This is a genomic window from Mucilaginibacter sp. OAE612, assembly GCF_041806395.1.
GTDB lineage: Bacteria > Bacteroidota > Bacteroidia > Sphingobacteriales > Sphingobacteriaceae > Mucilaginibacter > Mucilaginibacter rubeus.
Genome location: NZ_JBGMUW010000001.1, coordinates 701319 through 723053, shown reverse-complemented (window position 1 = coordinate 723053; position 21735 = coordinate 701319). Strand labels below are relative to the sequence as shown.

The following is a 21735-nucleotide window of genomic DNA, read 5'->3' as shown; positions in this document are numbered from 1 at the left end:
GCTGCGTAAAGGCTTTAAAACAACATTTAGCGGAACTAAGTACATTTAATGCATCCACCCCCTCGCATTACCGAAGAAGAGATCGTAAGGCAATGCAAAAAAGGCAGTTTAAAACATCAGGAATTGCTGTATAAGCAGTTCTATGGCTATGCTATGGGTATAAGTTTGCGTTACAGTTTAAACCGCGATGATGCCCTTGAAGCAGTAAATGACGCTTTTATAAAAGTATTTAACGCTATTGGCGGCTACAATATCGATAAGCCGTTTAAAGCCTGGCTCCGCACCATTTTGGTTAACACGGCCATTGACCGCCGGCGCAAAGACCTTAAATTCCAGCTTAATGTTGAATTGGAAAATGCCGCCCCCATCAGGAGTAATATGGGGCCGGTTGATAATTTAAACGTACAGGATATTTTAAAATTGATGGTTGAACTCCCGGCTATACAACGAACTATTTTTAACATGTATGAGATAGACGGCTATGACCATGATGAAATAGCCACAACGCTCGGCATCCCGGTAAGCTCATCGCGCGTTTACCTAAGCAGGGCGAAAGAAAGATTAAGAAGTATATTAAGAAAAGAAGCACAAAACCATGGATGACCAGTTGGATAACGACTTAAGAGACCGCATCAGGGAAGTGTTTGATAATTACGAAGACACTACCGCTGATGAAGGCTGGCTGCTGCTCAGGGAGAGATTCCCTGTTCAGGAAAAACAGCGCCGCCCGGTTTACCTATGGTGGGCAAGCGCCGCTGCTGTCCTGTTATTGTTTTTGAGTATAGGCTTATGGATAGCATCGAACAAAAATAATGTTAATAATGATGGCCAAACATTTTCGGCTAAACCGGTAAAACCTGCGCTGCCGCATAGCAACACGGCAGATAGCAATGTTCAAAACGCTACCCCGGAACGATCTCCTGTAACAACTAAGCAATCACCTGCAACAAACCTTGCGGGCAACAATAGCACCCAATCTTCAGCAACAAAACCGAATCCGGCAGGCAACACCCCGGCAAATAAATCAAACGTACTTGCAAACAATAGCGCTTTAAATAAACCGGCGGGCAACGCAATCGTAAATCAACCGGCTGCAACCGTACCAGCGTTTACACCTGTGCCGGCAAATCCTGTAACTGCAAACCCAGTTAACGGTATTGCCAAAACCAACGTGCCCCCTACAGTTCAACCGGCGAATAACAGTGTAATCAACGTAACTCCGGCTAAAAAAGCTGATAGTGTAAAATATGTATTGCAGCAAACCAACGCGCAGCAATATGCTAATAACCCTGCTGTACAGTCTCCGGCAAATACCAAACCTGTTACTGCAAACCCGCCTGCTGTTCCATCAGTAGTAAAAGTAAAACCAAAGATCAACTCTATGGAATCTTTACTTGCCAGCGATCAGGATCAGCCTAAAAAACCTGATATGGACATCAACGAACGCAGGGTAAAATTCAGCGTTTACGCGGCTACATTCTTTAACTATGCCAAGGGCAGCCAAAACCAGGTAAATGCCGGCGCGGGCTTTACATCTGATATTAAGCTAAGCAAAAACCTCAAGCTTTCTACCGGTTTAGCTTTGGCCCAAAACACGCTTAATTACAATAAAAACCAACCCTCAAATGTTGCGGCTGCTGTATCGTTTTCGCCATCATTAAGCACAGCCTATAACACGCTGGCCGATTTTAGTAAAGTATCGTCTACACCTTCATTTAAAAACTACAGTGCTAACCTGATCGGTCTGGATATTCCTGTTAACCTTAAATATGAATTTAACCCGCAGAAAAATGACACTTATATTTCTGCAGGTTTAAGTTCGGGCACGTTTATAAATGAAGCCTACACGGCAAGTTACAGTTACCCCGGGCTGGCACAGGCTGCAGGTGTACAACCGCAAACATCCGATGAAACAACGCACAAAAGCTTCAATAGCTTTTATTTTGCCAAAACCCTGAACGTAGCATTTGGTGTTGGCTATCCGCTTGGCAAAAGCAACAGGATAATTATTGAACCATTTTTGAAATACCCGCTTGACGGCCTTGGCTCACAGCAGATAAAATTTGGGGCAGGCGGTTTAAACCTGAAACTGAACTTTACAACACATAAAAAATGAAAAAGTACCTCCTTATCCTTGCCCCACTGTTGATTAGTGGGTTGCAGCTTCGCGCTCAAAAGTTAGAAGTTACTGTACAGGCCAACACCGGTTTATTTCATTTTGCGGGTAAATCATCATCGGCTACAACCCAGGTATTACAAGGCTCAATCACCGGCGATCCGATGAACCGTGCCAATAACCCATATGGTAATAAAAACGGATTTAGCTATGGCGGCAGTGTCCAGGTTCAAACGGTATCAAAAGGCGGGTTTATAGTCGGGCTGCAGGGTGGTTATGAATTACTAAGGAGCAAAGCCGAAGTTAATAAATATACCCCTATCATTCTTAATCCAACGGAATACGACATAGTAGCAAATGACGCAAGTTTTGCTGTAACCGGCCATGTTGCTTTACAAAGTCAAAGTATTAACCTTAATCCATATATCGGATACCGGTTTGCCCTCAATAAAGTTAAGCTTGATATTTTACCGGGGATGGATATTGGCCTGATACTGGATACCAGGGATAAAGGCGAAGTAAAGGATAAAGAAGGCAAGATTTATAAAGTTAACTACAAAAGAAGCAAGGCCCCAACCGATGTTCGGTTGCGCCTTGGCGCCGCCGCCAGTTACGGCCGCTATGGCTTAAATGCAAGCTTTGCCCACGGCCTGACCAACTATATGAAAGATATGGTAGGCGATGCTTCCTTTAACGCGCATAGCGAATATTTTAGGTTGGGATTAAGTTACCGGTTGCTTTAAAACTTACTTAAACTGGATAGCCTTCACCGGTGAGATCCGGCTTACCAGCGTTGATGGTATAATAAGCACCAGCAGGCAAATGATCAGCGTACCAATATTGAGGGCAACAATATCAAAAATATTAAACTCAACCGGCACAAAGGTCATATAATAGGAAGCCTGGTCCAGTTGGAAAAAATGAGTGTACATCTGGAAATAGCCGAGGCCTATCCCCAGTAAATTGCCCAATAGCAGCCCAAATCCTATCAGGTAACTGGCATTGATCAGGAATATTTTGCGGATGGCCCAGTTAGATGCCCCCATGGCTTTGAGCATCCCGATCATAGCGGTTCGTTCAAGGATCATGATCAGCAGAGCCGATATCATATTGATTACAGCAACCGCTACCATCAATACCAGCATCACTACCGAATTTACATCCAAAAGGTTAAGCCATTCAAATATGGTAGGATAATCTTCTTCAATGGTATACTCTTTCAATTTTACCGGCAAAACAGTCTCGAGCGCATAGGCGGCTTCATTAATGTGCTCAAAATCGGCTACGCGTAGTTCATATTGGCCTATCTCGTTCGGCTGCCAGTTGTTAAGGCGGTTAATGAGCGATAAGGCACCGATCACAAAGGTTTTATCAACCTCTTCAACACCGATATTGAAAATACCTTTGATCTTAAACTGGCGCTTACGCAGATCATCTTCCACAAAATACATCAGCAGCTTATCCCCGACCTTTAGTTTAAGCCTGTCGGCCGTTGTTTGCGAGATCATGATCTCCTTTTGCGCCTCAACCGAATCGGCAAAATCGATCACCTCGCCGGCAACCATCATTTTTTTAAAGTAGCTCCAGTCGTAATTTTTGTCAACACCTTTAAGTACCACACCTTCAATTTCGTTATTGGCCTTAACAATACCGGGTTTGGTGGCCACCGGCATTACATGGGTAATAAACGGGCTTTTAAGCGCGCGCTTAACAAATTCGCTATCAGCAGGAAATGAGGAACTTTGGTAAGAGTTATTCAGGTCGAACTTAACCACACGGATGTCGCCGGCAAAGCCGCGAACTTTATTGCGGATTTCGTGTTTAAACCCTTTAACGATAGCAAGTGACAGTATCATTACACCAAGGCCCAGCATAATGCCTATTATTGCAATACGCACTATCAGTTTTGAAAATGTGCGTTTTGATTTAAATGTTATACGGGCTGATATAAAGGAGGCGAAACTCAATGGCAGACTGATTTTTTGTACCTTCGCAAATATGCGGTTTTGCTGTTAAACCTGCTACTTTTAAAATTGTTTCAACTCAATATTTTATGAATAAGATTTGTGCTTTTTTACGATTTGCCCTGATAACAGTTTTACTTGCAAACACGGCATGCAGCCAGGCAACCGATTGTAAAAGCTGCAAGACAGCATCCATCCCAAAAAACAAAAAAAACAGCCCTATTATTCCCGGAGCTGATCAAATTCCGCTGTATATTAACTATCTTAAGGGAAAAAATATAGGGATGGTCATTAATCAAACCTCGGTTATTGGTAAAAATTTAACTGCCAGTGTAGATAGTTTGGTGCATTTAGGCGTAAGCGTAAAAAAGATCTTTGGCCCCGAGCATGGTTTCAGGGGTAATGCCAGTAACGGCGCTACCATTGGCGACACTAAAGACCCTAAAACCGGCTTGCCTGTAATATCGCTGTACGGCAACAAGCATTACAAACCAACTCCAGCCGATTTGAAGGGCATCGACCTCATGATATTTGATATACAGGATGTTGGCGTACGCTTTTACACTTATATTTCAACCCTGCATTACTTAATGGAGGCCTGTGCCGAAAACAATGTAGAGCTGATGATATTTGACCGTCCAAACCCTAACGGTTATTTAATTGACGGCCCTGTTCTGGATACGGTTAACCGTTCATTTGTGGGCATGCACCCCATCCCCATTGCCCACGGCATGACTATTGGCGAATATGCCCAAATGATAAATGGCGAAGGCTGGTTAAAAAATGGGGTTAAATGTAAACTGAAGATTATTAAAGTGGCTAATTACAAGCATAATTTGCCTTATACCTTACCCGTAAACCCTTCGCCCAACTTAAATACGCCTATATCGATTTTATTATATCCGAGTACCTGCTTATTTGAAGGTACAACATTTAGTTTGGGCAGGGGTACGCTCTTCCCATTTGCCGTACTGGGGCACCCGGCGTTGAAAGGTAAATACAGTTTTTCGTTTACACCCAAAAGTATCCCGGGTATGAGCGAGAACCCGCCACAAAAAGACCAGGAATGTTTTGGCATTAATCTGCAAAATATTCCGCCAACTGACATCACGGGTACGGGTGTTATTAATTTGAAATGGCTCCTGGAGTTATATAACGCCTTCCCCTACAAAGACCATTTCTTTAATGCCTATTTTACAAAGCTTACAGGTACAGCCGAACTAAGGAAACAAATTGAAACCGGTAAAACCGAAGAAGAGATCCGTGTCGGCTGGCAATCCGGACTAACTAAGTTTAAAGCCACACGCAAAAAATACTTACTATACGAATAACAGAATAAAGCACATCTAATACCTAAACATACTATGAGAATTATATTTATGGGTACCCCCCAGTTTGCCGTTGCCTCGTTAGACGCTTTAATTAAAGCCGGTAGTGACATCGTTGCTGTTGTTACAGCGCCTGATAAACCAGCCGGAAGGGGACAAAAAGTTAGTGAGTCGGCTGTTAAACAATATGCCGTAGCTAACGGCTTAAAAGTGCTGCAACCCGAAAAACTTAAGAATGAAGATTTTATTGCCGAATTGAAAGCATTGAAAGCCGATCTGCAGGTTGTAGTTGCCTTCAGGATGCTGCCCGAAGCTGTTTGGAACATGCCTGCCAAAGGTACCATAAATTTACACGCTTCATTATTACCTCAATACCGCGGCGCCGCGCCAATTAACTGGGCGCTGATTAACGGCGAAAAAGAAAGCGGCGTAACCACCTTTTTTTTAAAACATGATATTGATACCGGTAACATCCTGTTCACCGAAAAAATAACCCTTACCGGCCATGAAGATGCCGGCGAATTACATGACCGCCTCATGAACAAAGGTGCAGGGCTGCTGGTTAAAACAGTTAAAGCGGTTGAGAGCGGACGTTACAATGAACACCCGCAAGCTCAATTGGCTGAGGGAACAGAATTAAAACACGCACCAAAGATTTTTAAGGATGATTGCCGTATTGACTGGATACAACCAGCTTTGTCGATCTATAACAAAATTCGCGGCCTGAGCCCTGTACCCACCGCATACACCGAGCTTAACGGCAAAAGCCTAAAAGTTTATGCATCTGAATATCAATTATCAGAACCGGCCATACAACCCGGCGGCTTTTTAACCGATAACAAAACTTATTTAAAATTTGCTGCTAAAGATGGGTTTGTATTGTTAAAAGACATCCAGTTAGAGGGCAAGAAACGCATGGGTATTGAGGACTTTTTAAGGGGAGTGAAGTTATAAGAACGTCCTCGCAGAACATCAGGTTCCTCTTCCAGAAACCCTGATGGGACGAAACGTATAAAATCGTCATTGCCAGGAACGAAGCAATCCCGATTTACAGAGTGGCTCTGTACAGATCGCGATTGCTTCGTACCTCGCAATGACTGTTGTGAAGAAGTGTGTGCAAAGAGATAAACAAGAGGTCGCTTTCTTATCTCTTCACCTCAAAACCATTATTGCTCCTATCCACATCCGGATAGATCTTATCCGGGTCGATAATCACTTTGGCAACCGCAGCTTTCTTATCGCCGGTAAAAGTATAAATACTGCTATATTCCCAAATCTCTACCGGAAATTCACGATGCTCCTTTAAACCGTCTGCATAGGTTATTTCAACCACCAATGGCATAGCAGCCTTGTCCATATTTTCGACTGTAATAATAGGTTGGGAACCCGCCTTACTTTCTACTTTAACAATTCTTTGATCGAGGCGATAGTTTTCGAGGAACATCGATTTCCAAAACCAGGTTAGGTCTTCGCCGGCCGAACTATCCATACTCCTAAAAAAGTCCCATGGGGTTGGGTGTTTATAGGCCCAATCACGGATATATTTTCTGAAAGCGCGGTCGAAACGTTCGGGGCCTAAGATCTGATTACGCAAAAGTGCGAGGGAATAAGCCACTTTTTGATATTGCAACGGATACACCTGGTTGCCGGGTAAAGCATCAGGGCGGGTAACAATAGGCAATAGCTTTTCCGTAAACAGGGAATCGAGCGGACTATCGATCTCTACATAACCTATAAACTCACCTTTATTAAAAGCTTGGGTAGCAATTTTGTCAATGAACATATTAAACCCTTCGTCCATCCATGCGTATTTACGCTCGTTGCTGCCCACTACCATCGGGAACCAGGTATGGCCCAGCTCATGGTTTACTACTGCAAAGTACATATTGCCGGTATCTTTTGCCGAGCAAAAAACCATGCCGGGGTACTCCATACCATCCAGGTTTGAAGCCACGTTAACTGCTTTGTTATAAGGGTATGGGAACCATTTTTCGGAAAAATGCTGCAAGGTAAATTTGATATACTCCGACGAGCGTTTCCAGCTGCTTTGCTTCTCCGATTCTACCGGGTATACCGAACTACCCATTACCCGTTTACCATCAGCAAGCTTAAAACTCTCCGCTTCCCAAATAAACGACCGTGAGGCCGTCCACGCAAAATCCCTTGCATTATCCAATTTAAATTTCCATGTACAGGTAGCTTTTGCTGGCCTTGATGATGGGTCAGTTACTTCTTTTGCTGTACGGATCTGCACCGGCACATCACTTTGTTTAGCAGCCTGCCAGCGCTTGAGTGCGGCTGATGTTAGTACTTCTTCAGGATTCAGCAGATCTCCAGAGCTTTCCACAATAAGTCCCGATGGCACTGTTATATTAACCCTGAAATTGCCATACTCCAGGTAAAACTCACCGTTACCTAAGTACGGCAGTGTGTTCCATCCTTCTACATCATCCAAAACACACATCCTGGGGTACCATTGTGCCACAGCGTAGATATTACCGTTTTTTGTTGGGAGGATATCGGTACGGTTAACCAGGAAATCAGCATTTTTATAATTTACCGGGAAGTTATAACGATAACGGATGCTAAAACTGATGGCCTGCCCGCTTAACAGCGGCTGTGCCAGCTCCAGTTGCATGCGTGTATCATAAATATGGTATTTGATATTTCCAGCTTTATTTCCGGCAAGCTGAACGCCTTCTACCTGGTATCCGCCGTCTGGAGTAGTTTTTTCAGGATCCTGGTAAAGGAATAATTTGGATTGGATACCCCTCGAATCTTTCTTGAAAACATTCTGCTCCAACTGCAGCCACAACTCCGAAAGGGCTTTGGGGCTATTATTGGTATAAGTAATAGTGGCTGTGCCTGTTATGACGTTGGTTTTATCATCAAGCGCTACATTAATTACATAATCGGCCTTGTTTTGCCAATAAGCAGGGCCCGGTTCGCCGGTGGCTGTGCGATATGAGTTACCCGGAGGTAATAAGGGTTGTGCCGGGAATAAATCTGAAGGACGATACTTAGTTTGGGCGGAAGAGATATCGGTTGCTAATAAACACAGGGAAACGATAATTAGCTTTATGTTTTGTAGGGGTCTTAACATATTAATAATTAGAAGCGAATAGTGCGATAGTACTTTACAGCCAATATAATAAAAAATTGGTGATCTGCTACACGCGCGTCATTGCGAGGAACGAAGCAATGACGGATTGTTTTTTAGTTTTCAAAATAATCAATTCCCACCCAAAACTTCCATCACCGCTGCAGCTTTCAGCAAACATTCCTCATATTCATTTTCGGCAATGGCGTGATAAGTTATAGCTCCACCTGCGTGAAACGAAAGGTATTTATTGGAGGAATTATAAAGCAATGAGCGGATCACTACGTTAAAATCAAAATCATCATCCGGACTAAAATAGCCTATTGCACCTGAGTATACGCCACGCTTACTGCGCTCATATTGCTCCATCAGCTGCATACAGCTCACTTTCGGGGCACCGGTCATGCTGCCCATAGGAAAAGTGTTTTTGATGGCTTGCACATTTGATAAGCCCTCCTGTATTTCACAAACCACGGTCGAGATCATCTGGTGCACCTGCTTAAAGCTGTAGATACCAAAAAGTTCTTCGGTTTTAACCGTGCCGGGTTTAGCCGAGCGGGTTAAATCATTTCTAACCAGGTCAACAACCATTACGTTTTCCTGCAGTTCTTTGGGATGGCTGCGCAGGCTTTGTTTAGCCTGTTCATCGGCTTCAATATCATCCATCCTTTTAGCCGTACCTTTTATGGGTTGCGAGATGAGTTTACTTCCCCGTTTAGCCAGAAACCGTTCGGGCGAGGCGCCGAGAATATAATTCCCATTCCATTTAAAAAAAGTAGAGAACGGATTGGGTGAAACTTCGTTCAGTCTCGTAAAAATCTCCAGCGGATCAAGAAGTATATCCTCTGCAAAAAATTCCTGACAAAAGTTAGTGACATAAATATCGCCGCGGGTAATGTGCTCTTTTATTTTGTTTACCGTGTCAATGTATTCCTGCCTGCTGAAGCGTGGGGATAGGTTGATATTAGCCTGCTGTACAGGTTCGATTAAACCCTGTTCAATGATTGATCTTATAACAAATTCGGGATTATCCGAAATAATTTCAGCCCCCTCCCCCCTTATCAAAATCAGATGCTGAGGAACAAAGAAATACAAATCTGGAAATTTTAAGCCATCGTGATTAGTTGATGTAAGCGCTTCAATTTCATTTTTAAGGTCATATCCCAGGAAACCCGTCATCCAGCCGGGATTATTTTTCCTGAACTCATCAAGCTGATCAAAAGCGTTACCTGCATCTGCAGTAAGTTCGGCACGGGCGCCAACCGCTATCAGCGTATCAAATTTGGAGTAGGGATCATTAAATCCGTTCGAATCAAGGTAACACAGCGTATCAAAAGTTGTGGCCCATTGTAACGCCTTCTTTCTGAATCCCGGCAGATCATTAACCTGTACTATCACCCCGCAAAAATAACCAAGTAAATGAAAAAAGGCCGGAACGTCCGGCCTTTTTATTCTTATTTATAGCTATGTCATCCTGAACTCGTTTCAGTATCCTACAAGAAGGTTACACACGAAGTACACCCTGCTGGTGGGGTGCCGAAATAAATTCGGCATGACGCTTTTTTATTCTTAGTGCAATGTTAAAGTCTGCTTCCTGTCTGGGCCTACTGATAAATACTTAACCGGTACGCCAAGTTCAGCTTCAAGATAATCAATGTATGATTGCAGTTTAGCCGGGATTTGAGACAGCTCGGTAATGCCGGTCAGGTCTTCGTTCCAGCCATCAATTTCCTTATATACCGGTTCTGGTTTAACTGAGCAAATATCGTAAGGCATATAATCAATCTGCTCACCTAAATAGTTATAATGAGTAGCAGCATAGATCTTTTCAAAACCACTTAAAACATCAGCCTTGGTCATTACCAGCTGGGTAACGCCATTAAGCATAATAGCATATTTTAAAGCCGGCAGGTCGATCCAGCCGGTGCGGCGTGGCCTGCCGGTAGTTGCGCCAAACTCATGGCCTACCTTACGTAATTCTTCGCCGGTTTCATTTTCCAGCTCGGTTGGGAACGGACCACCACCTACACGGGTGCAATAAGCTTTGAAAATACCTATTACTTCGCCAATTTGCTGAGGGGCAATACCTAAACCTGTGCAAGCGCCGGCAGCGGTAGTATTTGATGAAGTTACAAACGGATATGAGCCAAAGTCGATATCAAGCATAGCGCCCTGTGCACCTTCGGCCAAAACTTTCTTTCCTTCTTTGATGTAGTTATTAACCAAATGCTCGGAATCAACCAGCGGGAACTGGCGTAAAACGTCAAGTGCTTCAAAAAACAAGGCTTCACGTTCTGAAAAATCTGCCACTTCGCCGTAAAGCTGCTGCAGCATAGATACATGCTTATCAACCAGCTTCTGATAACGCTCTTTAAAATCGGGCAAGGTGATATCACCGATACGTAAACCGTTACGACCGGTTTTATCCATATACGTTGGTCCAATACCTTTTAAGGTTGAACCAATTTTACCTTCGCCCATCTTTTTTTCGTTGGCGGCATCAAGCAATTGATGGGTTGGCAATATCAGGTGTGCTTTTTTAGCGATTAAAAGATTCTTTTTAGCCAGCAGGTCATGCTCGGCATCTTTTAATTTATCCAGTTCTTTTTTCAGGGTGATAGGGTCAATCACCACACCGTTACCGATAAGGTTCATGGTGTTTTCAAAAAATATACCTGAAGGAATGGTGTTTAAAACAAACTTTTTACCGTCAAACTCTAAAGTATGACCTGCATTTGGTCCGCCCTGGAAACGTGCAATCAGGTCGTAACCTGCGCTAAGCACATCAACAATTTTTCCTTTTCCTTCATCGCCCCACTGGAGGCCTAATAATACGTCAACAGCCATTAATTTATCGTAAGTTCAAGAATATGTGTTATGAAAGGGGGCAAAGTTAAATTTTTCTGTCACAAAAACCCTCTCTTAATTTGGTACAATTACCATAAAGATTTAAAGAGTGGTGTTTGATGTCAAATTTCAATATATCGCCCATCATACTCTGGATCTGCTGGATGCGCGGATCGCAAAACTCAACCACTTTACCACAGTCGATGCAAATGATATGGTCGTGCTGTTTGTAGCCGTATGATTTTTCGAACTGGGCCATGTTTTTGCCAAACTGGTGTTTAGTAACCAGATCGCACGAAACCAACAGCTCAAGCGTATTGTAAACCGTTGCACGGCTTACACGATATTTTTTATTTTTCATGTGGATGTACAACGACTCCACATCAAAGTGATCTGTACGGGAATATATCTCTTCGAGTATAGCAAAACGTTCAGGGGTTTTCCTGAGGTTTTTATTTTCGAGGTAGGCCTCAAAAATTTTTTTAACCATTGGTATGGTATCCTGCTGTGACATAATGATGTATTAACGGGGCAAAGTTATTAATAAATTATGGATTAGAGAGACAAGAGGTCAAGAGTCAGGAATCAAGATTGGTGAATTCTGTCTTGCCTCATAATTCTTAATTTCCTGCTTCTTTCTTGCTTCTTGACTCTTGACTTCCTGCTTCTATCCTCACGACGCTTTTTCTATCGCCGAATCAAAACGGTTAACTGCGGTTACGCCTTTTACTTGTTTTAGGTTTTTAATCAGGGTATCAAGGTGGCTGGTGTCGTTCACATACAACATCAGCGACCCTTCAAATATACCATTATCACTATCAACTGTAATAGACCTGATATTTATTTTAAAATCATTTGATATTACGGTAGTGAGCTTGTTGATTAACCCAACCTCATCAATACCGGTAATGCGCAGGCCGGTAAGGAAGGCAAGCTCCTGCTGATTTGTCCAGCGCGCTTTTACTATCCTGTAGCCATAGTTGGCCATGAGCTTAGCCGCATTAGGGCAATTGGTACGGTGGATCTTGATCCCGTCGCTCACGGTAACAAAACCAAAAACATCATCGCCGGGGATAGGATTGCAGCAATTGGCCAGCTTGTAATCAATCTTTTGCATATCCTCGCCAATGAGCAGGATATCACTGTCTTTGGCCTTGATATTTTTGATGAGGTTTTGAACCTGCTCCTGGTCAATTTTATCCTGCGGCTTATTGTCAATTACTTTTTCGGATGCCTGGTACTCTTTCAGGTCTTTCATATCAATAATGCCTTTGGCAACATTGTAAAAAAGATCCTGGGTGGCCTGCAGCTTAAAAAAGTAGCTGATCTTTTGCAGGTTTTCGGAGTTATAGGTGATCTTGAGCGATTTCATTTTACGCTCCAGGATCTCTTTACCGTCCTCGGCAATTTTGCGTTTCTCCTCTTTTAAAGCCGACTTGATCTTAGCCTTGGCCTTTGCGGTAACTACAAAATTAAGCCAGTCTTCTTTAGGGGTTTGCTTGCCTGAGGTAATGATCTCTACCTGGTCGCCGTTTTGGAGCTTGTAGCTTAGCGGCACCAGTTTATGATTTACTTTAGCACCGATACAGCTTGCACCTACATCGGTATGGATCTCGAAGGCAAAGTCGAGCGCCGTAGCATTCAATGGCAACTGGATCAGCGCTCCTTTTGGCGTAAAAATGAAGATCTCATCGCTGAAGAGGTTCATCTTAAAATCATCGATGAAGTCGAGCGCGTTGGTATCCGGGTTTTTGAGCATTTCGCGCACTTTGTGTACCCATTGGTCAAGACCGCTGTCGGTGCTGGCTTCCTTGTATTTCCAATGCGCGGCAAAACCTTTTTCGGCAATCTCGTTCATGCGCTTGGTGCGGATCTGTACTTCAACCCACTGCCCCCGCGGGCCCATTACCGTGGTATGCAATGATTCATAACCGTTGGCTTTGGGTGAAGAGATCCAGTCGCGCAGCCGGTCTGGATTGGGGCGGTACTGGTCGGTTACTATCGAATAAGCTTTCCAGCAGTCGGCCTTTTCATGTTCAGGGGCGCTATCCAATATAATCCGGATGGCGAAAAGATCATATACCTCTTCAAAAGGTATCGATTTCTTTTTCATCTTATTCCAGATAGAGTGGATAGATTTCGGCCTGCCAAAAATATCAGCCTCAAGCCCCTGGCTTTGCAGAGATTTATTGATTGGCTCGATAAAATCACGGATAAAACGCTCGCGTTCGGCCTTTTTCTCGTTCAGTTTATTTTTGATGAACTGGTAGGTTTCACGCTCCATGTATTTCATGGAAAGGTCTTCCAGCTCAGATTTTATGGCATACAAGCCCAGGCGGTGTGCCAGGGGCGCGTACAGGTAAACCGTTTCTGACGATAACTTAAGCTGCTTATCCCTGGGCATAAACTCCATGGTACGCATGTTATGCAGCCTGTCGGCAAGCTTAATCAATATCACCCTCACGTCATCGGCAAGGGTAAGCAGCATTTTACGGAAGTTTTCGGCCTGCAATGAGCTGTTGGTATCAAATACACCTGATATTTTGGTAAGGCCGTCAATAATTTTGGCTACCTTTTTACCAAATTCCATCTCAATTTCATCAAGCGTCATGTTGGTATCTTCAACCACATCATGCAGCAGGGCGCACACTATTGAGGTGGTACCCAGGCCAATTTCTTCGGCGGCTATCTGGGCAACGGCAATAGGGTGGTATATATAAGGTTCGCCGCTTTTACGGCGCATATCCTTATGGCTTTCAAGGGCCATATCAAATGCCTTGCGTATCATGCGTTTATCGCCCTTTTGCAGGGTTGATTTACAGGCACGCAACAAAGCACGGTATCTTTTTAGTATCTCGTTCTTCTCGGCTTCCAGGTCTATCACTAAGTCTTTCATGTACGGGGTATTAGCGGTATTCAATCATAAACATGCAGCAAATAAATATTATTGCAGGTATTAGTAAAATACCAAAAAAAATTACATTATTTTTGTATTAAGTAAAAATATGAAATTTATTGGTTTTACGCTGCTGTTATGTTGCTTAATGGGTGCTGCAAAGGCCCAAACAGCTACGCCTGCACCCGTAACTCTTGGCAAAAATGATACCATCAGAACAGCCATGACCAACCTTGACGGTGAGCTTGTACCATGGATAGTTGAGCCGGAGGTTAGAATTGTAGATACCCGTATTTTTGCGAGCGAGGCCGATAGGCTAAACTACCGTCGTTTGCGTTATAATGTAATGAAAGTATTGCCTTACGCACGTTTTGCGGGGCAAAGGTACCGCCAGTTACAGCGCGACCTTGCCGTTACCGCCGACAGGAAAAAACAAAAAGAACTGGTAAGCACCTGCGAGGGTGAAATAAAAAACCTGTTCAATAAAGAGATCAAGAACCTGACAATTAGTCAGGGCGAAGTTTTAATTAAGCTTATTGACCGCGAAACCGGGCAAACCAGCTTTGCTATGGTTAAAGAATTAAAAGGCGGCTTTAAGGCTTTCATGTTCCAGTCGGTAGCAAGCATATTTGGTCATAACCTCAAAGAAACCTACGACCCTGAAGAACAGAAGGATATCGAGGCCATATTAAACCAGGCCGGATATAATTCATACAGCAATTAGTTTAATGGATAACAAAAGCATTTACCGGTTTAACGTTAAAAAGTTAAACGGTGAAGAGATCAGTCTTTCCGAATATAAAAACAAAGTTCTTTTAATTGTAAACACGGCATCGCAATGCGGCTTTACACCTCAACTAAAAGAATTGGCAGCTTTAAAAACGCAGCTTGCCGGCAAGGATTTTGAAATCCTTGCATTCCCTTCAAATGATTTTGGCGGACAGGAGCCTTTAGATGGTGAAGCTATTGCCGTTTTTTGTGAAGCCAATGGAGCAAATTATCCCATATTTGAAAAAATACGGGTGCGCGGCCCCTATGCCGACCCTTTGTATCAATTTTTTGCTGATAAAAAGGAGAATGGAAATGTACGGTCGGTTCCGCGCTGGAATTTTCATAAATTTTTGATTGATAAGAATGGGCATGTAGTTGATTTTTACTACCCTTTCACCAAACCAAACTCCTCAAAAATCAGGCGAAAGATTGACCGCCTGCTGACAGCGGCATTTAACCAATGAATTACTTTTGCGCATGCTTAAATTAGATATATTAGTTTTATCGGTACATCCTGATGATGCTGAATTGGGTTGTTCAGGTACAATTTTAAAACATATTGCCCTTGGCTATAAAGTTGGTATTGTTGACCTTACCCGCGGTGAACTGGGCACCCGCGGCTCAGCAGAAATCCGTAAACAGGAAGCCGCCGCCGCCGCCGAAATATTAGGTTTAGCCGTACGTGAAAACCTTGGCCTGCCCGATGCCTTTTTTGAAAATACCCGCGAACACCAGGTAAAGGTTATTGAAGCCATCCGCAAATTTCGTCCTTCCATCGTAATAACCAATGCTTACCATGACCGCCATCCCGATCATGGCCGGGCAAATGAACTTGTTGAAGCCTCGGCATTTTTAGCGGGCCTTCGCAAAATAGAAACATTTGATATTGATGGCACACCACAAGAAGCCTGGCGGCCAGACATGGTGCTGCATTTTATACAGGATAATTATATTACTCCTGATATATTAATTGATGTAACCGAACATTGGGATAAAAAGATAGAGAGTATTAATGCTTACGGATCGCAGTTTTATAACCCAAGCTGGGAAGATGAACCTCAAACCTATATTTCAACATCCAATTTTATTGAAATAGTAACCGGCCGCGCACGCGAGTTTGGCAAAAGTATCCAGGTAAAATACGCCGAGGGCTTTACAAGCAGAAAAATTTTAGGGGTAGATAATTTATTTAACCTTAAATAATATTTATATTTAACTATAAGTTATATATAATAAATTTCACCCTAAAATAAACAGGGAGCCTGAAAATCAGGCTCCCTGTTTATTTTAGCAAGTATGATGATACTTATGCTTTAATATATTCAAAGCGATTGTTTTCATTACTCCGCTCCCTCCTGAGCTTATTTTCATTAGCTAATTTTAACAGAATCCCTGAAAGTTCAGATGTTTTAAAATCAGAATCATACTGTTCTTTACAGTAATTGGCAATTGATGAAATAGACCGCTGACTATCAAAGAAATCTGTATTTAGCAATTGATTAAGTATTTTGGTAGACGCCGGGCTTTTTACGTCCTGAAACACCTCCGCCTTCATCTTCAACGCGTAATTTCCTTACTTTTTTACCAAACATTTCAACACCCTCGGCATCTACTTTCTCCGATTCGATCATAACTTCCAGTAAACGGTCAATTATTCGAACCTGCACAGCTTCAGATTTGAATGAGTTTACAACCTCGGCAACTTCAACCAGTTGTTTCTTTAATTTCTCTATGTGTTTGCTCATGGTGCTTGAAATAGAACTACGTTACTTTAATAGGGTTGCAACAAATCTAATCGGAATAATAACAAAAAATATAGCGTATTTTGGAAAAAAAGTAGCGTATATTAATATCTTTCCATTTTTGCAAATAATAGATGTCGATTTTACCTTATTAAATATTAGTTAATTTCATCCGTTTCATGAGCGGATTTAGCTGTAGCCGGGATTAATTTTCTTTATTTACTGTATTATAAAGTGACCGAAAGCTGTTCAAGCATATCAAGGCCTATATCAATGTGGCTTTTTTCAATGATCAGCGCGGGGCGGAAACGCACACTCCTTTCGCCGCAGCCAAGGTACATAATATTATTTTCAAAACCTTTTTTAATAAAGCTGTCCCTTATTGCTTTGTCCGGAAAATCAAAAGCTGTAAGCAATCCTTTTCCCCTTACATTACTTACAACCGGATGTCTTTCGGCAATTTCGCTCAAGCCGTTTTGCAGGTACTCTCCCATCAGTGCTGCATTATCACAAAGGTTATCCTCCTCAATAATCTCCATTATTTTCGACGAGCGTACCATATCAACCAAGCTGCCCCCCCAGGTTGAGTTGATACGCGATGATACTTTAAATACATTATCTTCAACCTCGTCAATGCGCCTGCCAGCCAATATGCCGCAAACCTGCATCTTCTTGCCAAAAGCTATGATATCCGGGCGCGCCTTTTCACCAAAATGCTCATGACACCAGAATTTTCCGGTTAAACCAACACCTGTTTGCACCTCATCATATACCAGCAATGCCTCGTACTCATCGGCAAGCTCACGCAGTTTTTCCAAAAACTCCTTGCGTACATGGTTATCGCCTCCTTCTGATTGTACAGGCTCAATAATTATGGCGCATATATCATCCTTATTATCTTCAAATGCTTTTCTGATTTGTGCCACCGATAATTGCTCCCTCCTTAGCAGGTCCTCATGATTGGCATCGCTGTACGGGAAATTCATATAAGGTACAGATACCCGCGGCCAGTCAAACTTGGCAAACCACTTGGTTTTATTTGGCAGCGTATTGGTAAGGCTCAGTGTATAGCCCGAGCGGCCATGAAAAGCATGCTCAAAGTGTAATACTTTAAAACCTTTTTCCTTAGTATAACCCCTGGCAAAGTTTTTCTGCACTTTCCAGTCCATAGCTACTTTCAGCGCGTTTTCGATGGCCAGCGCACCACCGGCAATGAAAAAAGCGTGTGGCAAATATTCAGGAATTCCTATCCTGTCAAATGTTTCAACAAACTGGGCGTATTGCGTAGTGTAGATATCTGAATTTGACGGATTGGTTAATGCCGCAAGCATGAGGTTTTTCTTAAACTCTTCATCATTCAGCATTTTGGGATGGTTATAGCCCAAAGGTACCGAAGCAAAGCAGGTAAAAAAATCAAGCAGCGTACGGTTATATTTTGCGTCATAAATGTAAACACCCTTACTTTTTTCCATATCAAAAGTGAGGTCGAATCCATCGGCCAGTACATGCTTTTGAAGCGATGCCTGGACATCCTGCGGAGAAACAAGTAGGTTGTACATATTAATTTGGTTTATTACAAATTTAGTAAAAACCGCCTAAAATCAAAATTTAAGCGGTTTTTGAACCGATTGACAAAAAAGTAACTTTAAATTGTTTAAAGTTACTTTTTGTACCAAACTCAAAACCGGTACACCTGCTTCAACCACCGTATTCATAAAAAAACGCAGCCGAAATTTGCATTTTCCGCCCGGTTAACAATCAAATTCCTCCATCTGCGAACCTGAATTGTAACGGGATAGTTTAATAAAATTTTCTTTTTAATTAATTTAACATAGATTGATTATTTTAATATTAAATTAGTACCAGATACAACCAAAGGGGATATTTATAACCATGGGAGAAGAACCATTATCTGCCAGCCACTCAAAACCGGTCCCAAAAGTAACATTTAACGATAGTGCCGACTGGGATTTACTTGAAGACCTGCCCGTTGCAGTTTATACCTGCGATAAAGAGGGCTATATAACCTCTTTTAACAAGGCGGCAATAAAGCTTTGGGGAAAAACGCCTGAAACCAATAAAGACAAGTGGTATGTAAACTGGGAGATATTTACCTCCGACGGTATACTATTAACTCCCGATGAAACACCAACGGGTAAAGTATTAAAATATGGCAAGGCTGTAAAGCAGCAGGAAATACTTATTAAACGTCCCGATGGAAGTGTAAGCTATATATTATCCAACCCTAAGCCCCGTTTTAATGAAAATGGCGAACTGGCAGGCGCCGCCAATACACTGATAGATATTACCGAACAAAAAAATGCCGAATCGAAGCAAGGAATGCTGGCCTCTATCATCGAATCATCAGAAGATGCCATTGTAAGTAAAAACCTTGATGGTGTAATTACCAGCTGGAACGGCGCGGCCCAACGTTTATTTGGTTATACCGAAGATGAGATCATAGGCAAACATATCACGGTTTTGATACCGGAAGACCGTTATGATGAGGAAGAAATGATTATTAATAAAATACGGGCTAACGAACGGATAGAACATTTTGAAACCATACGTAAAACAAAAAGCGGCGAGGAAATACAAATTTCGCTTACCATATCTCCCATAAGAAACAACAACAATAAGGTAATAGGGGCTTCAAAAATAATCCGCGATATAGGCAGGCAAAAAAAATCAGAAGAAAGATTACAACAGTATGCCGAACGCCTGGAGATTTTAAACTCCATAGGACAGGTTATTTCGGCCGAGTTGGATATTCAAAATATCCTGCAAAAAGTTACCGATGCCACCACCCAGTTGTGCGGCGCACAGTTTGGCGCTTTTTTTCACAACCAGGTTAACGAGCAGGGCGAATCATATATGCTATTCACGCTTTCGGGCGCGCCGCGTGAGGCATTTGAAAAATTTGGCATGCCACGTAATACGGCAGTCTTTCACCCTACTTTCAGTGGTGAGGGAACGGTAAGGGTTGATGATATAACCAAAGACCCACGCTACGGAAAAAATGCACCACATTTTGGCCAGCCTAAAGGGCACCTGCCGGTGGTAAGCTACCTCGCTGTTCCGGTAAGGGGCAAATCGGGCGAGGTGATTGGCGGGTTATTTTTTGGACACGAACAACCGGCCAGGTTTACCAGGGAACATGAGCAGCTTGTTTTGGCTGTTGCCGCCCAGGCCGCGGTAGCACTTGATAACGCCAAGCTTTATGAAAATATTAAAGAGCTTAATGAAAAAAAGGACGAGTTTATAGGGCTTGCAAGCCATGAGCTAAAAACACCGGTCACCAGTTTAAAGGGCTACCTCCAAATCATAGCCCGTAACCTCCCTCCGGATGATAAAAGCAAAGTACTGGCCAACAGGGCATTGGAACAGGTGGGCAAATTAACCATCCTGATATCAGACTTGCTTGATGTTACCAAAATCCAGACCGGTAAACTGCCTTTTACTTATGCCGATTTTGATGTGATCAAACTGCTTACCGAATTGAGGGAGATCCTGCAACAAACCGGCCCCTCCCATCAGCTCCTTTTAAATTTACCTGCCGGGGAATTAATTATCCATGCCGATAGCCAGCGTATTGAGCAGGTTGTCATTAACCTGGTAACCAACGCCGTTAAATATTCGCCAAAGGCAGATAAAGTGATCATCGAGGCCCTTGTTATCAACAATAAATTCAGGGTATCGGTACAGGATTTTGGTATCGGCATCCAGCCCGATCAACTGGAACGGGTGTTTTCACGTTTTTACCGCGTTGAGAACCTCGCCTCTCACATGTCGGGGTTAGGAATTGGCCTGTACATTTGCCAGGAAATTGTTAACCGTCACCAGGGCAGGCTTTGGGTTGAAAGCACTTACGGCGAAGGGTCAACCTTCCATTTTGAGATCCCGATAAACACGAATTGAAATTTATGCACGAATGCTTAGCGTATTATTGAGCAATTAGAACGAATTACACGAATTAGTTGGTTCGTGTAAATTCGGACGCATTTGTGAAATTAGTGCTATTTAATTCCAATTCGCGAAAATTCGACCTCACTCGTGTAATTAGTGTTGATTAAACTTTTCTTTCATCCCCAATAATCCCCAAATACCCCCGCTATGAATAGCCAGGATTTTACTGCCGGGTTTAAAGTGCCCTTTGCTTATTAAATCATATAGGGCATACATCATTTTGCCGGTATATACAGGTTCTATCAATATCCCTGTTGCAGCAACAAATTGTTTAATGAAACTGATGAGCTCGTCATTCGTTTTGCCATAACCGCCAAAGTGGTAATCGGTATGTATGTTATATTCTGCCGGGGTCGTTAAAAACCGGTCTATCTCCTCCTTAATAAAACCACCGTTCTTAAAAACCGGCACCGCGTTGAATTTTGTTTTAAGCTGATGACCATTTAATCCGTTAATGATACCCGCCGCTGTTGTACCGGTACCGCAGGCACAAAAAATATGGTCGTAGGTTTCGGTTAGTTCGTTAACCAGTTCGCTGCAGCCTTTGGCCCCTTCGGCAGATGCGCCGCCTTCATCAATAAAAAAAGCCTGTTCATCATTACCAAAATACCGATTAAACAGGGCAAGTTTATCACGATAGCTTTCGCGATCGGTAAACTGCAGTTCCATACCATGCAGGCGGCATAAAAACAAGGTATCGTTATCAACCTTCTCGCCGCGAACTATGCCGGTAGCTTTAAAACCAAACTTTGCGGCAGCCGCGGCTGTGGCCATCAGGTGGTTGGAGTAAGCGCCGCCAAAAGTTACGAGGTGTGTTTTTTGTGCAGTTTGCGCCTGTTTCAGTAAATATTTAAGCTTACGCCATTTATTGCCCGATATCATGGGGTGGATCAGGTCATCGCGCTTAATGAAAACTTTAACGCCGTAGTCATCAAACAGGGGGTTACTGATTTGCTGTACCGGGCTAAAAATTTCAAGCTCAATGTTCATAAAATAATACGGCGT

At 42.9% G+C, this 21735-nt stretch carries 19 protein-coding genes; 9 read left to right on the top strand and 10 right to left on the bottom strand.

The window, feature by feature from the left end; genetic code table 11:
- Positions 1–48 precede the first annotated feature (48 nt).
- From ABID99_RS03250 to ABID99_RS03240, 3 genes are read left to right on the top strand one after another with little or no spacing between them, the layout of a single operon-like run.
- Complete coding sequence (locus ABID99_RS03250; protein WP_090528126.1) at positions 49–603, top strand: RNA polymerase sigma factor; 555 nt, start codon at positions 49–51, stop codon at positions 601–603.
- Positions 596–2116, top strand: a complete 1521-nt coding sequence (locus tag ABID99_RS03245) for a hypothetical protein (RefSeq protein ID WP_354486195.1) — start codon at positions 596–598, stop codon at positions 2114–2116. The genes ABID99_RS03250 and ABID99_RS03245 overlap by 8 nt, the downstream gene beginning before the upstream one ends.
- Positions 2113–2859, top strand: a complete 747-nt coding sequence (locus ABID99_RS03240) for a hypothetical protein (protein WP_373612832.1) — start codon at positions 2113–2115, stop codon at positions 2857–2859. The genes ABID99_RS03245 and ABID99_RS03240 overlap by 4 nt, the downstream gene beginning before the upstream one ends.
- A gap of 3 nt (positions 2860–2862) precedes the next feature.
- Here ABID99_RS03240 and ABID99_RS03235 read toward each other — a convergent pair whose 3' ends face one another.
- Positions 2863–4014 carry an ABC transporter permease gene (locus ABID99_RS03235; RefSeq protein ID WP_373612831.1) on the bottom strand — a complete coding sequence of 384 codons (1152 nt, stop codon included), beginning with the start codon at positions 4012–4014 and terminating at the stop codon, positions 2863–2865.
- Between the two features lie 155 nt (positions 4015–4169).
- Here ABID99_RS03235 and ABID99_RS03230 point away from each other — a divergent pair, with 155 nt between their 5' ends.
- Positions 4170–5411 carry an exo-beta-N-acetylmuramidase NamZ domain-containing protein gene (locus ABID99_RS03230; RefSeq protein ID WP_373612830.1) on the top strand — a complete coding sequence of 414 codons (1242 nt, stop codon included), beginning with the start codon at positions 4170–4172 and terminating at the stop codon, positions 5409–5411.
- Positions 5412–5444: 33 nt separating this feature from the next.
- Complete coding sequence (gene fmt, locus ABID99_RS03225) at positions 5445–6362, top strand: methionyl-tRNA formyltransferase (RefSeq protein WP_354486191.1); 918 nt, start codon at positions 5445–5447, stop codon at positions 6360–6362.
- Positions 6363–6552: 190 nt separating this feature from the next.
- On the opposite strand, the gene ABID99_RS03220 is transcribed toward fmt, so the two are convergent.
- From ABID99_RS03220 to ABID99_RS03200, 5 genes are all read right to left on the bottom strand, one after another.
- The gene (locus ABID99_RS03220) at positions 6553–8511 is read right to left on the bottom strand and encodes a M1 family metallopeptidase (protein ID WP_373612829.1); all 1959 of its coding nucleotides are present in this window, start codon (positions 8509–8511) and stop codon (positions 6553–6555) included.
- 129 nt (positions 8512–8640) lie between these two features.
- Positions 8641–9906 carry an anthranilate synthase component I family protein gene (locus tag ABID99_RS03215; protein ID WP_373612828.1) on the bottom strand — a complete coding sequence of 422 codons (1266 nt, stop codon included), beginning with the start codon at positions 9904–9906 and terminating at the stop codon, positions 8641–8643.
- A gap of 171 nt (positions 9907–10077) precedes the next feature.
- The gene (locus ABID99_RS03210; protein WP_373612827.1) at positions 10078–11355 is read right to left on the bottom strand and encodes an adenylosuccinate synthase; all 1278 of its coding nucleotides are present in this window, start codon (positions 11353–11355) and stop codon (positions 10078–10080) included.
- A 46-nt stretch (positions 11356–11401) separates the two neighbouring features.
- On the bottom strand, positions 11402–11869 hold the full coding sequence (locus ABID99_RS03205) for a Fur family transcriptional regulator (RefSeq protein ID WP_112567234.1): 468 nt from the start codon (positions 11867–11869) through the stop codon (positions 11402–11404).
- Between the two features lie 159 nt (positions 11870–12028).
- Positions 12029–14251: a bifunctional (p)ppGpp synthetase/guanosine-3',5'-bis(diphosphate) 3'-pyrophosphohydrolase gene (locus ABID99_RS03200; protein ID WP_090529622.1), complete on the bottom strand. Its 2223-nt coding sequence runs from the start codon at positions 14249–14251 to the stop codon at positions 12029–12031.
- A 109-nt stretch (positions 14252–14360) separates the two neighbouring features.
- On the opposite strand from ABID99_RS03200, the gene ABID99_RS03195 reads away from it, so the two are divergent.
- Genes ABID99_RS03195 through bshB1 form a run of 3 tightly spaced genes read left to right on the top strand, consistent with a single transcriptional unit; the run spans position 14361 to position 16225 of the window.
- On the top strand, positions 14361–14975 hold the full coding sequence (locus tag ABID99_RS03195) for a DUF4294 domain-containing protein (protein WP_274987065.1): 615 nt from the start codon (positions 14361–14363) through the stop codon (positions 14973–14975).
- A gap of 4 nt (positions 14976–14979) precedes the next feature.
- A complete protein-coding gene (locus ABID99_RS03190; protein ID WP_373612826.1) occupies positions 14980–15486 on the top strand; it encodes a glutathione peroxidase in 507 nt (168 codons plus the stop codon).
- A 13-nt stretch (positions 15487–15499) separates the two neighbouring features.
- Entirely contained in the window at positions 15500–16225 is a 726-nt protein-coding gene (gene bshB1, locus ABID99_RS03185) for a bacillithiol biosynthesis deacetylase BshB1 (RefSeq protein ID WP_176628936.1), read from the top strand.
- Between the two features lie 103 nt (positions 16226–16328).
- On the opposite strand, the gene ABID99_RS03180 is transcribed toward bshB1, so the two are convergent.
- The 3 genes from ABID99_RS03180 to lat form a co-directional block, all read right to left on the bottom strand.
- The gene (locus ABID99_RS03180; protein ID WP_373612825.1) at positions 16329–16517 is read right to left on the bottom strand and encodes a hypothetical protein; all 189 of its coding nucleotides are present in this window, start codon (positions 16515–16517) and stop codon (positions 16329–16331) included.
- Between the two features lie 4 nt (positions 16518–16521).
- On the bottom strand, positions 16522–16767 hold the full coding sequence (locus ABID99_RS03175) for a hypothetical protein (protein WP_373612824.1): 246 nt from the start codon (positions 16765–16767) through the stop codon (positions 16522–16524).
- Positions 16768–16991: 224 nt separating this feature from the next.
- Complete coding sequence (lat, locus tag ABID99_RS03170) at positions 16992–18323, bottom strand: L-lysine 6-transaminase (RefSeq protein ID WP_188834800.1); 1332 nt, start codon at positions 18321–18323, stop codon at positions 16992–16994.
- Between the two features lie 334 nt (positions 18324–18657).
- Between lat and ABID99_RS03165 the strand changes: the two genes are divergently transcribed.
- Entirely contained in the window at positions 18658–20682 is a 2025-nt protein-coding gene (locus ABID99_RS03165; RefSeq protein ID WP_188834799.1) for a PAS domain S-box protein, read from the top strand.
- Positions 20683–20823: 141 nt separating this feature from the next.
- Here ABID99_RS03165 and ABID99_RS03160 read toward each other — a convergent pair whose 3' ends face one another.
- The gene (locus tag ABID99_RS03160) at positions 20824–21720 is read right to left on the bottom strand and encodes a 1-aminocyclopropane-1-carboxylate deaminase/D-cysteine desulfhydrase (RefSeq protein WP_188834798.1); all 897 of its coding nucleotides are present in this window, start codon (positions 21718–21720) and stop codon (positions 20824–20826) included.
- Positions 21721–21735: the final 15 nt, after the last annotated feature.